This is a genomic window from Amnibacterium sp. (genome assembly GCF_025463795.1).
Lineage (GTDB): Bacteria > Actinomycetota > Actinomycetes > Actinomycetales > Microbacteriaceae > Amnibacterium.
Genome location: NZ_JAODBE010000026.1, coordinates 1 through 13,951 on the forward strand (window position 1 = coordinate 1; position 13,951 = coordinate 13,951).

The 13,951-nt window shown below is 74.5% G+C and carries 17 protein-coding genes; 9 read left to right on the forward strand and 8 right to left on the reverse strand.

Features of this window, described 5'->3' with window-relative positions; genetic code table 11:
• The 4 genes from JWQ92_RS01970 to JWQ92_RS01985 all read left to right on the forward strand — a co-directional run.
• Positions 1–542, forward strand: a 542-nt coding sequence (locus JWQ92_RS01970) for an acetamidase/formamidase family protein (protein WP_297342775.1), incomplete at its 5' end; no start/stop codon positions are given.
• Complete coding sequence (locus tag JWQ92_RS01975; protein ID WP_297342776.1) at positions 535–1,707, forward strand: amidase family protein; 1,173 nt, start codon at positions 535–537, stop codon at positions 1,705–1,707. The genes JWQ92_RS01970 and JWQ92_RS01975, both read left to right, overlap by 8 nt.
• A 90-nt stretch (positions 1,708–1,797) precedes the next feature.
• Positions 1,798–2,988: an alanine--glyoxylate aminotransferase family protein gene (locus JWQ92_RS01980; protein ID WP_297342823.1), complete on the forward strand. Its 1,191-nt coding sequence runs from the start codon at positions 1,798–1,800 to the stop codon at positions 2,986–2,988.
• Positions 2,985–4,211: an allantoate amidohydrolase gene (locus tag JWQ92_RS01985; protein ID WP_297342777.1), complete on the forward strand. Its 1,227-nt coding sequence runs from the start codon at positions 2,985–2,987 to the stop codon at positions 4,209–4,211. The genes JWQ92_RS01980 and JWQ92_RS01985 overlap by 4 nt, the downstream gene beginning before the upstream one ends.
• Before the next feature lie 10 nt (positions 4,212–4,221).
• On the opposite strand, the gene JWQ92_RS01990 is transcribed toward JWQ92_RS01985, so the two are convergent.
• The gene (locus JWQ92_RS01990; RefSeq protein WP_297342778.1) at positions 4,222–4,797 is read right to left on the reverse strand and encodes a nucleotidyltransferase family protein; all 576 of its coding nucleotides are present in this window, start codon (positions 4,795–4,797) and stop codon (positions 4,222–4,224) included.
• 164 nt (positions 4,798–4,961) lie between these two features.
• Here JWQ92_RS01990 and JWQ92_RS01995 point away from each other — a divergent pair, with 164 nt between their 5' ends.
• Together JWQ92_RS01995 and uraH are read left to right on the forward strand one after the other, a co-directional pair.
• Positions 4,962–5,435 (forward strand): 2-oxo-4-hydroxy-4-carboxy-5-ureidoimidazoline decarboxylase, encoded by a 474-nt coding sequence (locus JWQ92_RS01995; protein ID WP_297342779.1) that lies wholly within the window; start codon positions 4,962–4,964, stop codon positions 5,433–5,435.
• On the forward strand, positions 5,432–5,764 hold the full coding sequence (gene uraH, locus JWQ92_RS02000) for a hydroxyisourate hydrolase (RefSeq protein WP_297342780.1): 333 nt from the start codon (positions 5,432–5,434) through the stop codon (positions 5,762–5,764). Before JWQ92_RS01995 ends, uraH begins: the two co-directional genes overlap by 4 nt.
• On the opposite strand, the gene JWQ92_RS02005 is transcribed toward uraH, so the two are convergent.
• The 6 genes from JWQ92_RS02005 to JWQ92_RS02030 are packed head-to-tail and all read right to left on the reverse strand — an operon-like array spanning position 5,749 to position 11,549.
• Positions 5,749–6,468, reverse strand: coding sequence for an HAD family hydrolase (locus tag JWQ92_RS02005; protein ID WP_297342781.1), 720 nt, complete (start codon positions 6,466–6,468; stop codon positions 5,749–5,751). The genes uraH and JWQ92_RS02005 overlap by 16 nt on opposite strands.
• A 27-nt stretch (positions 6,469–6,495) precedes the next feature.
• A complete protein-coding gene (locus tag JWQ92_RS02010; protein WP_297342782.1) occupies positions 6,496–6,972 on the reverse strand; it encodes a nucleoside deaminase in 477 nt (158 codons plus the stop codon).
• A complete protein-coding gene (pucL, locus tag JWQ92_RS02015) occupies positions 6,969–7,865 on the reverse strand; it encodes a factor-independent urate hydroxylase (protein ID WP_297342783.1) in 897 nt (298 codons plus the stop codon). The genes JWQ92_RS02010 and pucL overlap by 4 nt, the downstream gene beginning before the upstream one ends.
• A gap of 25 nt (positions 7,866–7,890) precedes the next feature.
• The gene (locus JWQ92_RS02020) at positions 7,891–8,463 is read right to left on the reverse strand and encodes a GNAT family N-acetyltransferase (protein ID WP_297342784.1); all 573 of its coding nucleotides are present in this window, start codon (positions 8,461–8,463) and stop codon (positions 7,891–7,893) included.
• Positions 8,456–9,778: an allantoinase AllB gene (allB, locus tag JWQ92_RS02025; protein ID WP_297342785.1), complete on the reverse strand. Its 1,323-nt coding sequence runs from the start codon at positions 9,776–9,778 to the stop codon at positions 8,456–8,458. Before allB ends, JWQ92_RS02020 begins: the two co-directional genes overlap by 8 nt.
• Positions 9,779–9,824: 46 nt before the next feature.
• Positions 9,825–11,549 carry a sodium:proton antiporter gene (locus tag JWQ92_RS02030; protein WP_297342786.1) on the reverse strand — a complete coding sequence of 575 codons (1,725 nt, stop codon included), beginning with the start codon at positions 11,547–11,549 and terminating at the stop codon, positions 9,825–9,827.
• 50 nt (positions 11,550–11,599) lie between these two features.
• Here JWQ92_RS02030 and JWQ92_RS02035 point away from each other — a divergent pair, with 50 nt between their 5' ends.
• On the forward strand, positions 11,600–12,373 hold the full coding sequence (locus JWQ92_RS02035) for a dienelactone hydrolase family protein (RefSeq protein WP_297342787.1): 774 nt from the start codon (positions 11,600–11,602) through the stop codon (positions 12,371–12,373).
• Positions 12,374–12,523: 150 nt separating this feature from the next.
• On the opposite strand, the gene JWQ92_RS02040 is transcribed toward JWQ92_RS02035, so the two are convergent.
• Complete coding sequence (locus JWQ92_RS02040; protein WP_297342788.1) at positions 12,524–13,105, reverse strand: NADPH-dependent FMN reductase; 582 nt, start codon at positions 13,103–13,105, stop codon at positions 12,524–12,526.
• Between the two features lie 88 nt (positions 13,106–13,193).
• Between JWQ92_RS02040 and JWQ92_RS02045 the strand changes: the two genes are divergently transcribed.
• Both JWQ92_RS02045 and JWQ92_RS02050 read left to right on the forward strand, forming a co-directional pair.
• Positions 13,194–13,667 carry a MarR family winged helix-turn-helix transcriptional regulator gene (locus JWQ92_RS02045; RefSeq protein ID WP_297342789.1) on the forward strand — a complete coding sequence of 158 codons (474 nt, stop codon included), beginning with the start codon at positions 13,194–13,196 and terminating at the stop codon, positions 13,665–13,667.
• Positions 13,668–13,735: 68 nt separating this feature from the next.
• Complete coding sequence (locus tag JWQ92_RS02050; protein WP_297342790.1) at positions 13,736–13,951, forward strand: hypothetical protein; 216 nt, start codon at positions 13,736–13,738, stop codon at positions 13,949–13,951.

Sequence of the window (13,951 nt, forward strand, 5' to 3'; positions counted from 1 at the left end):
TGGTCCGGTTCCCGCTCGCCCCGTTCCTCGGGCTCATCGGGGTCGCCGTCGCCGGCGAGGAACGGGCCCACTCCGTGCCGCCCGGCGCGCACGGCGGCAACCTCGACATCCGCCTCCGCGTGCCCGGCACCCCCCTCTTCCTGCCCGTGCAGGTGCCGGACGCGCTCGTGTATGTGGGCGACCCCCACTTCGCCCAGGGCGACGGCGAGGTCGCCCTCACGGCGATGGAGGCGCCGCTGCGCGCCACGCTCCGCCTCGGCGTGCTGCCGGAGGACGAGGCGCACGCCGAGTTCGGCCGGGTGACCGGTCCCCTGATCCTCACCCCGGACCACCTCGTGCCCACCGGCCTCAGCGAGGACCTCGACGAGGCGGTGCAGCACTGCGTGCGGGCCGCCATCGAGCTGCTCCATGCCCGCTTCGGCATGGACCGCCCCAACGCGCTCGCCTACCTCAGCGCCGCGACGGACTTCCACATCTCGCAGGTCGTGGATCTCGTGAAGGGCGTCCACGCGCGCATCCGTCTCGCCGACTTCGATGCCTGACGCCGCCGTCTGGCGGGTCACGGGCTCGCCGCTCGTCGCCGGGGAGCCCGGGGGACCGCTCACCGGCGTCCGCGTCGCGGTGAAGGACCTCTTCGCCCTGCGGGGCCACCGGATCGGCGCGGGCGTGCCGCGGTACCTGGCGGAGGCGGACGCGGAGGACCGCACCGCGCCGGCCGTGTCGGCGCTGCTCGCGGCCGGGGCGAACGTCGTCGGGATCGCGCAGACCGACGAGTTCGCGTACAGCATCGCGGGCGCCAACCCCCACTACGGGACCCCGCCGAACGCCGCGGTGCCCGGGGCGCTGCCGGGCGGATCGTCGAGCGGGCCGGCGTCGGCCGTGGCTCTCCGCGAGGCGGACGTGGGCCTCGCGACCGACACCGGCGGCTCGATCCGGGTGCCCGCGTCCTACCAGGGCCTCTGGGGGCTCCGCACGACTCACGACCGGGTGCCGCGAGGCGGCCTGCTGGCACTCGCCCCGAGCTTCGACACCGTCGGCTGGCTGACCCGCGACGCGGGGACCCTCGCCGGAGCCTGGTCCGCGACCCGGCCGGGAACGGCCGGCGAGGACACGGCTGCGGCCCCGGCGCTCGCGGTCGATCCCGCGGTCCTCGACCGACTCGACGAGCCCGTGGCGGCGGCGGTCCGGTCCGCGGTCGAACGGCTCGGCGCCGCCGGCCGGCCGGTGGATCAGGTCGACCTCGGCGACCTCGACCGCCTCGCCGCGGCCTTCCGCACCGTGCAGGCCTTCGAGGCGTGGCAGGTGCACGGCCCGTGGCTCGTCACCCATCCGGGCGCCGTCTCGGGCGCGGTGGAGGAGCGCTTCCGGATCGCGCAGGCCGTTTCCGCCGAGGAGGCGGATGCGGCATGCAGCGCCGTCCACGCCGCCGCCGACCGGCTCCGAGCGCTGCTCGAGCAGCGCACGCTGCTGCTGCCGGCCGCAGGGACGCCGGCGCCCGCACGCACCGCGCCCGGGGGCGAGATCGACCGCGTCCGCTCTGCCACCATGCGACTCACCTGCGTCGCGGGTGCTGCCGGGGCGCCGGGTCTCAGCGCACCGCTCCTCGCCGTCGGCGCCACGCCGCTCGGCCTCGGCCTCGTCGGGCGGCCGGGGTCGGATGCGTCGTTGATCGGACTCGGCAGGGAGCTGGCGGCGATCCTCGCCTGAAACACGGGATCGGCTACCGTCCGAGGACACCAGCGCTTCCAGGAGGTCGCCGTGCCCGCCCGTCAGATCGACCCGCCGCCCCGGCTGCTCATGGGGCCCGGCCCCGTGAACGGCGACCCCCGGGTCCTCCGGGCGATGTCCGCGGCCCTGCTCGGGCAGTACGACCCCGCGATGACCGCCCTCATGACGGAGACGCAGGGGCTGTACCGCGACGTGTTCCGCACCGCGAACGATGCGACCCTGCTCGTCGACGGGACGTCGCGCGCCGGGATCGAGGCGGCGCTCGTCTCGCTGATCGTGCCCGGCGACCGGGTGCTCGTGCCGCGCTTCGGCCGGTTCGGCCACCTGCTCGTCGAGATCGCGGAGCGCTGCGGCGCCGAGGTGCACGTCGTCGACGCGGCATGGGGCGAGACCGTCCCGCTCGAGCGCATCGCGGACGCGATCGCGCTGGTGCGGCCGAAGCTCGTCGCCGTGGTGCACGGCGATACGTCCACCACCATCGCGCAGCCGCTCGAGGAGCTCGGCGCGCTGTGCCGCGAGGCGGGCGCGCTGCTCTACGTCGACGCCACCGCGACGCTCGGCGGCAACGAGTTCCGCACCGACGAGTGGGGCGTCGACGTCGTCACGGCCGGGCTGCAGAAGTGCCTCGGCGGCCCGTCCGGGAGCGCCCCCATCACGCTCTCGCGCGCGGCGGTCGCGGTGATCGACTCGCGACGCAGCGTGGAGGCGGGGATCCGGGCCGACGACGAGGAGGCCGCGCCGCCGGCGGAGCGGATCCGGTCGAACTACTTCGATCTCGGCATGATCCTCGACTACTGGGGACCGGCCCGGCTCAACCACCACACCGAGGCCACCTCGATGCTCTACGGGGCTCGGGAGTGCGCGCGCGTGCTGCTCCAGGAAGGGCTCGACGCCGCGATCGCGCGCCACCGGCGGCACGGTCGCGCCATGCTCGCCGGGGTGCAGGGCCTCGGGCTCCGCCCGTTCGGCGACCTCGAGCACCGGATGACGAACATCGTCGCGGTCCACATCCCGGAGGGTGTCGTCGGCGACGCGGTCCGGGCGGCGATGCTCGCGGACTACGGGATCGAGATCGGGACGTCCTTCGGCCCGCTGCACGGCCGGGTCTGGCGGATCGGCACCATGGGCGTGAACGCCCGTCGCGACGCCGTGCTTCTCACCCTGGCGGCGCTCGAGCAGGCGCTGCGCCGGGCCGGCGTCGCCGTGCCCGCCGGCGGCGGCACGGAGGCCGCGCTCGACGTCTACGGCGGGAAGCCGTGACCGGCGCCGCACGGGCGCTCGCCCGCTGCGACGAGCTCGGCCGCATCTCGGCCCGCCAGGACGCGCTCGAGCGCACGCACCTCTCCCCGGAGCATGCGGCGGCGGACGCGGTCGTCGCCGGCTGGATGCGGGAGGCGGGCCTCACCACGCACCTGGATCCGGCAGGCAACCGGATCGGCCGGCGGGAGGGCGCGCGGCCGTCCCTGCCCGCGCTCGTGCTCGGGAGCCACCTCGACACCGTGCCGGACGCGGGCCGGTACGACGGCATGCTCGGCGTGGTGCTCGCGATCGAGGTCGCCGACCGCCTGCGGCACGAATCGCTGCCCTTCGCGATCGAGGTGGTGGGCTTCACCGACGAGGAGGGCACCCGCTTCGGCGACGCCCTCTTCGGATCACGGGCCTTCGCGGGCGGCCTCGAACCGGGTCGGCTCGACGCGAGCGACGCGGAGGGGGTGACCGTGCGGGCGGCGCTCGAGGCGTTCGGGCTCGATCCCGGCCGGGTCGGGGAGGCGGCCCGCCGGCCGGAGGAGCTCGTCGGCTACCTCGAGGTCCACATCGAGCAGGGGCCCGAGCTGCTCGACGCCGGCAGGCCGCTGGCCGTCGTCTCCTCGATCGCGGCAGCGCGGCGGTTCGACCTCGAGGTCACCGGCCGGGCCGCGCACGCTGGCGGCGCGCCCTATGCGCGTCGGCGGGACGCCCTCGTGGGCGCGGCGGAGATCGTCGTCGCCGTCGAGCGGATCGCGAAGGCCACCGGAACGGTCGCGACCGTCGGCCGCATCCGCGCGGAGCCGGGCGGCGTGAACGTCGTACCGGGGCGCGCGCTGCTCTCCCTCGACGTGAGGGCGGAGCGGGACGAGGGCCGCGACGAGGCCGTCGGCCGGATCGACGCGGCCGCGCGGGAGATCTGCGCGGCCAGGCACCTGGGCTGGCACCTCGAGGAGCGCTACCGGGCCGACGCGGTCGTCTGCGACCCGGCGCTCACTGCGGCGGTCGCCGCGGGCGTCGCGGCGGCCACCGGGCAGGAGCCCCCGCGGCTGTTCAGCCGGGCGGGCCACGACGGCATGGCGGTCGCGGCGGTCACGGGCATCGGCATGCTGTTCGTGCGCTGCGGGAACGACGGGGTGAGCCACTCGCCCGACGAGACGGTCGACGAGGGCGACGTCGGGCTCGCGCTCGACGCGTTCGAGGCGGCCGTGCGGCGCCTGGCCGCCGAGCGGGGGTGACCGGGCCGGATCAGGGCCGCAGGACGCCGCGCTCGTCCTGGTCGGCGCCCGAGAAGAGATCCCCGCACTCGATCTCCTGCACGCCGGAGCGCTCGAGGTGGTCGCGGCCGCCGCGGTCGCCGATGAGGGTCGCGAGCAGGGGCGCGACGTGGTCGGCGCCGATCAGCACGGGGTGGCCTGGGCGTCCGTCGTAGACCGCGCGGCGCAACGAGCGCGGTCCCGGAGCGGTACCGAGCACCCGGCGGACGACCTCGGCCGGCAGCCCCGGCAGGTCGACGAGCGTCACGAGCACCGCGGAGGCACCCGTCGCGGCTCGCAGGCCCTCGGCGAGCGACGTGGCCAGTCCGTCCGCCCACCGCTCGGCCACGACGGCCTCGGCACCCACCGGCAGCAGGGGGCGTGCCTCCTCCGCCCCCGCTCCGAGGACCGCGATCACCCGCCCGCAGCCGCCGTCCTGCAGCGCCCTGACGGCCAGCGCCAGCCACGGCTCGCCCTCCGGGGTGCGCGCGAGGGCCTTCGGGCCCCCGAAGCGGCGCCCGGCGCCCGCCGCGAGCACGAGGCCGAGCGGGGCGAGCGGGCTGGTCATGGCGGGCGCCAGCCTAGGGCGACGGCCCCGACGACGGTGGGGCGGACGAAGCGACGGCGATCCTGCAGGATGACGGCGTTCCGGGGCCCTTCGGGCCGTCGTCCCGGCCGGATCGCGGCCCTCCGCCGCCGCCCCGTAGGGTGAGGCGGGAGACGGAGGCGACCGTGATCGATGCCGGCACCGGTGAAGCCCGCGAACGGCTCGAGACCGCGCTCGGCGTGCGCCGATGGGTCGACGAGGTGGCGGCAGGAGGTCCGTACCCGACCCTCGAGGCGCTCACCGCGGCCGTGGACGGCACCGGCGCGACCCTCACCGACGCCGAGCTCGACGAGGCCGTCTCGCACCACCCGCGCATCGGTGCGTCCGAGGTGAACGGCCTCGCCGTCGGGGAGCAGGCGGGGCTCGGCCGCGCGGACGAGGGCGTCGACGCCGCGATCGCCCGCGGCAACGAGGTCTACGAGCAGCGGTTCGGCCGGGTGTTCCTCATCCGGGCGGCGGGGCGCACCCGGCAGGAGGTCCTCGACGAGCTGCAGCGGCGGCTGAAGAACGATCCCGCGGAGGAGACCGTGGAGGCGAAGCAGCAGCTCCGGGAGATCGCGGCGCAGCGGCTGACGGCCCTGTTCGGGGACGCCCGGTGAGCCAGATCACCACCCACGTGCTGGACGCCGCGTTCGGCACGCCCGCCGTCGGGGTGGCCGTCGAGCTCGACCGGCAGGGCCGTGACGGCTGGAGCGAGGTGGCGAGCGGCGCGACCGACGCGGACGGACGTATCGGTGCGCTCGGACCCGACCGGCTGGATGCGGGCGTGTACCGGCTCGTGTTCGCCACCGGGGACTACTTCCAGGCCACGCACCGGCCGGCCTTCTACCCGGAGGTGCAGATCTCGTTCCTCGTGACCGGGAGCGAGCACTACCACGTGCCCCTGCTGCTCAGCCCCTTCGCGTACTCGACCTACCGGGGGTCCTGAGCGACGAGCCCCGGCAGCGCGGCGAGGGATGCGATCTCCGCGTCGGGCACCGGGGCGCCGTCGGGCCGCGGGCGGCCCGTCCGGTTCAGCCACACGGACCGCAGGCCCGCCCCGCTCGCACCGACCACGTCCACCCAGAGGTTGTCGCCCACGAACCAGGTCGTGGCGGGCTCGAGGCCCGCGGCGAGCACCGCGTGGTCGAAGACGGCGCGGTCCGGCTTGCGGGCGCCGACCTCGCTGGAGACGACCACGGGATCGAGCGCTCCGTCGAGGCCGAGCGCCGCGAGCTTGTCCCGCTGCAGCACCGCGGCACCGTTGGTGACGAGGCCGAGCCGGTGGCCCGCCGCCCGGAGGGCGGCGAGTGCAGGGGCGACGTCGGGGTAGGGGCGGACGGCGAGGCGTTCGAGCTCGCGGAAGGTCGCGGAGGCGAGGGACACGAGCGCCTCGTCGCGGATGCGGCACCGCCTGAGCGTGCCGCGCCACGCGCGCTCGTTCAGCTGCTCACCCGGCAGCGTGCCGAGCATCCAGTCGTCCTCGATCTCCGGCCAGAGCTCCTGCCACTCGGCGGTGTTCGCCGCCACGACCTCGGCCGGGTCGACACCCGGCACGCGCTCCGCGATCAGCGCTGCGACGCCGCGGACCGCCAGCGGCAGGTCCGAGCCGTCGACGAGGGTGCCGTCGAGATCGAAGAGCACCGCGGTCATCGCTCGATCCTGGCAGGAGCGCGCGGATCAGTAGTCCGTGCGGCCGCCGTGGGCGAGCCAGGCGTCGAACGGGGTGGTGGCGTTCGACGGCCGCAGCCCCTCGACCACGACGTCCCAGCGGTCGCGCGGCGTCTCGAAGAGCTCGTAGAAGACCCGGTCGTCGAACCCGCCCCGGGCGGCGTCGTGCCGGTCGGCGGCGAAGACGACCCGCTCCACACGCGCCCAGAGCGCCGCGGACAGGCAGAGCGGGCACGGTTCGCACGACGTGTAGAGCGTCGCGCCGCGCAGCGAGAAGTCGCCGATCGCGCGGCAGGCCGCCCGGATCGCCTGCACCTCCGCGTGCGCGGTCGGGTCGCTGTCCCGCGTGACCCGGTTCTGGCCCTCCGCGAGCAAGGCCCCGTCCCGCACCAGGAGCGCCCCGAAGGGGCCGCCGCCGTCCTCGACGTTCGCGAGGGCGAGCTCGACGCTGCGGGCGAGCCAGCGCTCGTCGTCGGTGGCGCTCATGCGAGCCCCGTGAACGACCGCCAGGCGTCGCCCGCCGGAGCGGCGTCGTCGCGGATCGCGCTCGCGTGGATGAGCCCGTACGGCCGGTCGTCCGCGTGGAAGACCTCGTTCGGGTTCGGCTCGTCGAACGGCGTGAAGTCGACGACGAAGTGGTGCTTGTTCGGCGCCTCGAGCCGGATCTCCGCGATCGCCGGATGCGCCTCCAGCACCGCACGGCCCATGTGCCAGAGCGTCTGCTGCAGAGCGAGCGAGTGCAGCTCGGCGAAGCGTGCGACGAGCACGGCCCGCACGGAGGCGGCGAGTGCGTTCCAGTCGGTCTCCGGCGGGTCCGTCAGCCGCCAGCGCACGATGAGGGACGTGGCCATGATGCGGTCGTCCGTCGGCTGCAGCGTCGTCAGCTCGTCGACGAGGAAGTCGCGGAACGCCGACCCGGTGGTCTTCAGCAGCACCAGGTCCTTCAGACCCTGCACGACGTGCACGGCGTCCGGCCCGACCGTGACGGCCGCGGTGCGCACCTCGGGCCCCGAGCGGACGAACGTGTGGCCGTGCGGGGAGCCGCCGACCTCCGCGCGGCTCCAGGCGAACCGCTCGACCTCGACGCGGGCCTCACGCACCGGCTCGACGTCGTCGACGAAGTGCCGGGCGAGCGAGAGCGCCCACGACTCGACCGGGTCCGGCACCAGGCGCCGTGCCCACACGTAGGCGGTGTTCTTCTGCGTGTCGGTCGGCAGCACCGTGCGCTGGTCGCCGTCGAGGTGCGCGGCGTCGAAGTCGCCGCGCAGCGCGGTGGACACATTGAGGTCGACGAGGTCGTGGCGGTCCCCGTCGCGGATCACGCGGACGAGCCGCGTCTCCGCCTTGCCGTACTGGTGGGGCCCGAGCACGATCGCCATGCCGCAACGATCGCAGACGCGCGTTTCAGGGGTGTGAAGCCCGCCACTCGCGTTCGAGCAGCACGTAGTAGAGGGTGTCGACCCACTCGCCCTTGATCCGCTCGGCCTCGATCAGCAGAGCCTCGCGCCGCATCCCCAGCCGTTCGGCGACGCTGGCGGATGCGGCGTTGCCCGGATCCATCCGGGCGACCACGCGGTGCGCCTGCACCTCGTCGAAGGCGAACGCGAGGAGCGCCTCCGCCGCCTCGGCGGCGTAGCCCTGCCCGCGGTGCTCGGCGGCGATGATCCACCCGAGTTCGACGCACTCGTCGGGCCGGCTGCGGACGAACACGATCACGTCCCCCACGAGCGGACCCCCGTGGGGGAGCGCGACACCGAGCGGCACGGAGCTGTCGGGGCTGTCGAGGACCGGCCGCGCGGCGCGGGTGGTGAGGAACCGGTCCACGTCGTCCGCGGTCTGCGGCTCGAACGGCAGGTACCGGCACGTCTCCGGGTCCGACCGATAGCCGAGCATGGCGTCGCGGTCCTCGGGGACGAGGCGTCGCAGCTCGAGACGCCGGGTGCGGATGGGGAGCCGCGGGGTGGTCGATTCACGCACGGGAGAGCAGCCGTCCGCTCGGGGTGCCGGCGGGCTCGGCCGGCAGCCCGGCCCGCCATGCCCGGCGCACGACGCCCGTCAGCTCGTGACCGAGGTAGGCGCTCACGGGGTTCTTGAACCGGAGGTCCGGGACGGTGACCCGGTGGCGCTCCTCCGGCGCGAGCACGACGAGGTCCGCGTCGGCGCCGGCGGCGATCCGGCCCTTGGCGCCGAGGCCGACGAGGTCCGCCGGCCCGGTCGTGAACCACGGCAGCACGCGCTCGAGCGGGACGCCCCGGTCGCGTGCGGCCGTCCAGACGGCCGCGAGGCCGAACTGCAGCCCGGCCACCCCGCCCCACGCGACGTCGAAGTCCCCGTCGCCCGCGAACTTTCGTTCAGCGGTCGAGGGGGAGTGGTCGGAGACGACGGCGTCGATCGTGCCGTCGAGCAGTGCCGCCCAGAGCGCGTCCTGGTTCGCCGCGTCGCGGATCGGGGGGCAGCACTTGTACTCGGTCGCCCCGTCCGGGATGTGCGCCTCGTCGAAGACGAGGTAGTGCGGACACGTCTCGACCGTGAGGGGCAGGCCCTCCGCCTTCGCCGCGGCGAGCATCGGCAGGGCCGCCGCGGCCGACAGGTGCAGGATGTGCGCCCGGGCCCCGGTGCGTCGCACCCCGTCGATCACCGCGCCGATCGCCGCGGTCTCGGCCTCCGGCGGCCGGCTGCCGACGAACCGTCCGTAGTCGCGGCCCACGGGATGCGGGGCGGCGGCGAGCACCTGCGGGTCCTCCGCGTGCACGATGAGCAGCCCGCCGAAAACGGCGACCTCGGCGAGCGCGGCGTGCAGCCGGTCGCGGTCGAGATGCGGGAACTCGTCGACGCCGGAGGGCGCGAGGAACGCCTTGAAGCCGAAGACGCCCTCGTCCCAGAGGGCCTCGAGCCGGCCGAGGGAAGCGGGGACGGCACCGCCCCAGAAGCCGGTGTCGACCGTGACCGCCCCCTCGGCGGCGCGCCGCTTCACGGCGAGGGCGGCCGGATCGACGGTCGGTGGGATCGAGTTGAGCGGCATGTCGACGATGGTCGTCACGCCGCCGGCGAGCGCCGCTCGCGTGGCGCTGGCGAAGCCCTCCCACTCGGTGCGGCCCGGTTCGTTCACGTGCACGTGGGTGTCGACCAGGCCGGGCAGCAGCACCTCGTCCGCGGCGAGCTCGAGGTCCGCGTCCGCGGCGTCGTCGAGCCCGCCGACCCGGAGGATCCGGCCGCCCTCGATCACGACGGTCGCCGGACGCACGGCGCCGTCCACGAACGCGCGAGCGGCGCGCAGCACGAGGTCGGCCATGGCGCTCCCATCGGGCTCGGGTCGGCGCCAACCTATCGAAGGACGGTCACAGCTGGTCCGCGATGCGGTCCTCCCGGGCGTCGGAGAGGTCGAGGATCTCCTGGGCCGTGCGGATGGCGCGGCTGCTGAACGTGCCGACCGAGCGGGCGTCGAGCAGCTCGTCGCGGGCCGCTTGCCGCATCCGGCGGCGCAGCACCAGGAACTGGTCGCGGACGGCGTCGTCGTCCCGGGGCTCGTCGGCGCCGTCGTCCTCGTCCGCGCGGTAGCCGTACCGCTTGCGCAGCGAGTCGACGACGTGGGGATCCGGCTCCGCGCCGTTCACCCGCCGCAGCTCCCGGTCGTCGAGCACCCGCAGGGAGGAGCGGTTGATCTGGTCGAGCAGCTCGCGCACCTCGTCCCGGCGCGCCTGCCGGTCGGTGCCGCGCACGTGGAGGACGCGGATGACGAAGGGCAGGGTGCTGCCGAAGCCGAGCAGCGTGACCACCGCCACGGTGAAGGCCACGAGCACCAGCAGCGGCCGCCCGGGGAAGTCGTCGGGCAGCGACTGCGCTGCGGCCAGCGTCACGACGCCGCGCATCCCCGACCAGGAGACGACGGCCGCGCCGCGCCAGCTGAGCCCGTTCGCCTGCAGGAACGCGAGGTCCGCCCGGCGCTGCGCGAGGTTGCGCTCCGCGCGGTCCTTCCGCTCCGCCTTCCTGTCGTCCTCGGGGTCGTACGCCTCGAGCCGTTCGGCGCGCTGGTCGAGCGCATCCGCGCGGTGCAGGGCCCGCCGTTCCCAGCGCCGCAGCAGCGGCAGCTCCGCCGCGACGTACGCCGCCCGGACCACGAGCAGCCCGAGGACGACGAGCAGCCCCACCCCGACCGCCTGCGTGATCGTGCCCGCGCCGTGCGCGAGGTCGGTCACGAGCGGCTTGAGCTCGAGGCCCATGACGAGGAACACGGCGTGCTCGAGCACGAACTGCACCGTCCGCCAGTTCGTGTGATCGCTCACCCGCTGCGACGCGTCGAAGATCCGTGCACCGCGGGCACCGGTGACCAGGCCGGCCACCACCGTCGCGAGCACGCCGGACGCGCCGAGCCGCTCGGCGGGCACGAACGCGACGAACGGCACGACGAAGGAGATCGTCGTCGTGAGCACCGGATCGGAGAGCCGCGCACGCACCTGCGCGGTGATCCAGCCGGCGACGAGTCCGATCGCGATCGCCAGCAGCACCGAGACCACGAACGAGCCGCCGATGCCGAGCAGATCGACCGTGCCGGCCGTCGCGGCGGCGGTGCAGGCGCGGAGCAGCACGAGCGCGCTCGCGTCGTTGACGAGCGACTCGCCCTCGAGCACCGTCACCGTGCGCTCGGGCAGGCCGAGCCTGCGCGCGATCGCGGTGGCGGCGACCGCGTCCGTGGGGCTCACGATGGCGCCGAGTGCGAAGGCGGCGAAGAGGTCGAGCTCGGGGAACAGCAGCGCGAGCAGTCCGCCGGTCGCGGCGGTGCTCAGGACGACGAGCACGACGGACAGCCCGGTGATGGGCGCGATGTTGCGGCGGAAGTCCGTCGTCGGCAGGTTCACGGCGGTGGCGTAGAGCAGCACCGGCAGCACCCCGTCGAGGATCCACTCGTGCGGCACGGCGACGGGCGGGACGAACGGCAGGAACCCCACGGCCGCACCGACGACCAGCAGGATGAGCGGCGACGCCACCCCCGTCCGCCGGGAGAACGCCGCGACCATCACGATCAGCACGAGCCCCGCGACGACGAGCAGGCTCGCATCGATCACGGGGCCCTCCATCCAGGCGGTTCGGATCCGGGCGCGGTGAGGATGACGCCATGCCTGCCTACGCGCCCGACCTCGACCGCATTCTGTCCCGTGAGCCTGAGCCCGCCGGGGGAACGATCTCGTCGGACGTCGACTACACGGTCGGCGGCACGCCCTGCCGCGGCTACCTCGCGGCGCCGGCCGGCCCGGCGGGGCCGGTGCCCGGCGTGCTGGTGGTGCACGACTGGCTCGGGGTGACCGACAGCGTCCGCATGCGGTGCGACATGCTCGCCCGCCTCGGCTACGCGGCCTTCGCCGCCGACATCTACGGCGCCGACGTGCGGCCGTCGGACGCGGAGGCCGCCAGGGTCGCCGGCGCCTACTACGGCGACCAGGGGCTGTGGCGGCAGCGGGTCGTGGGCGCGTTCGACCGGATGCGCGAGGAGGCGGTCGTCGATCGCGCCCGCACCGCGGCGATCGGCTACTGCTTCGGCGGCTCGACGGCGCTGCAGCTCGCCCGCACCGGCGCCGATCTGCGCGGCGTCGTCAGCTTCCACGGCGCCCTCGCGACGGGCCCGGAGGGAGAGGCGGAGGGGATCCGCGCGGCACTGCTCGTGCTGACCGGCGCGATCGACCCCGTCGTGCCGGCGGAGGACGTGCAGGCGCTCGAGGCCGAGCTGGGGCGCGTGCCGGGGCTGGACTGGACCGTCGTCACCTACTCCGGCGCGATGCACGCCTTCTCGGTGCCCGAGGCGAACGCCCCTGACCACGGCGCCCGGTTCGACCCCCGCGCGGAGGCGCGCAGCTGGATCGCGATGAAGGACTTCTTCGCCGAGGTGCTCTGACCCGGCGTGATCAGCGGGGCCTCGCCTCTGCTGCTCCCGCAACCGCCCTCACCCGAGGAGTGGAGTGACGTGGCGACGCCTCGAAGGCGGGGGACACGCAGACCGCCCCCGGTCCGAGTCGGGCCGGGGGCGGTGCTGTGCGGATGCGGGTCAGGCCGCGGCGTAGACGCCGGCGCGCACCGACTTCATCGCAGCGGACCAGGTCTCGAGCTGGTCGAACATCGTCTCGGCGGCGGTCTCGAACTGCGGGGCCGGGGTGAAGGTCGAGTAGTTCTGGAAGTCCGTGGCGAGCGAGAAGCTGAGCTGCTGGCGCACGTGGGCGATCTGCAGCTCGGAGGCGATCCCACGCAGGTGCTCGACGGCACGGGCGCCGGACAGGGCGCCGTAGCTGACGAACGCGGCGGCCTTGTTGTTCCACTCGCCGTACAGGTAGTCGATCGCGTTCTTGAGCACGCCGGAGGTGGAGTGGTTGTACTCCGGGGTCACGAAGACGAACCCGTCGTACTTCGCGACGGCCTCGGCCCAGCGGCGCGTGTGCTCCCCGGCGTACTGCCCCATCGACGGCGGCATCGCCTCGTCGAGGTGGGGGAGCGGGAAGTCCTTGAGATCGATCAGCTCGTAGTCGGCGCCCTCGCGGGAACCGGCCCGTCCCAGCACCCATTCGGCGACGGCGGCGCCGTTCCTGCCGGGTCGGGTGCTGCCGAGGATGATGGCGATCTTCAGGTCGGCCATGGAGGTCCTTCCGTTCGGGTGGTTGATACGTCAGCAAGTATGCACTACTTCGGTGACACATCAACCTCATGCATGGTAGCCTCTGAGCATGTCGGATCCGTCCGGTCTCGACCCAGCCGACTGGGCCATGTGGCGCGCGTTCACCGGTATGCGTCGCGCGCTCGAGCGCGCTCTCGAGCAGCGGCTGCAGCGCGACGCCGGCATCTCGACCGCGGATTTCGACGTCCTCCGCAGCCTCGCCGAGGCCGACGGCCACCGCCTCCGCGCGGGCGCCCTCGCCGAGTCGATCGACTGGGAGAAGAGCCGCATCTCGCACCAGGTGCGACGCATGGCCGAACGCGGCCTCGTCGAGCGCGCCGAGTGCCCCACCGACGCCCGCGGCACCTGGGTGGTGCTCGCCGATCCCGGCGCCGACGCCTTCGCGGCCGCCTCCTGCGGCTACGTGGAGGTGCTGCAGCAGGCCTTCTTCGACGGGCTCGAGCCGCACCAGAAGCAGGCGCTGCAGGCCGTCTCGCAGCGGGTGGGCGCGGCGCTCGAGCACGTCGCCGAGCACGCGCACTGACGCCCCCTCGGGCCCCGGCGTTCTCGCAGGCTTCACCGGCAGGGTGAGCCCGAAGGAAGGGATGTCCGATGAACCCCATCAAGGCACTGGTCGACGCCGGCTTCAAGAGCGAGTACGCCTACTGGGGCGGCTTCATCTCGATCGGGCTGAGCTTCGCGGCATGGGCCGCGTCCCAGCTGAAGGACTCGAACGACAAGGCGCAGTCGGACCGCTGGGGCATCTTCGTCGGTCACTGGGCGCCGACGTTCTTCGCGCTCGGCATCGCGCTGAAGCTCGAGGAGTAG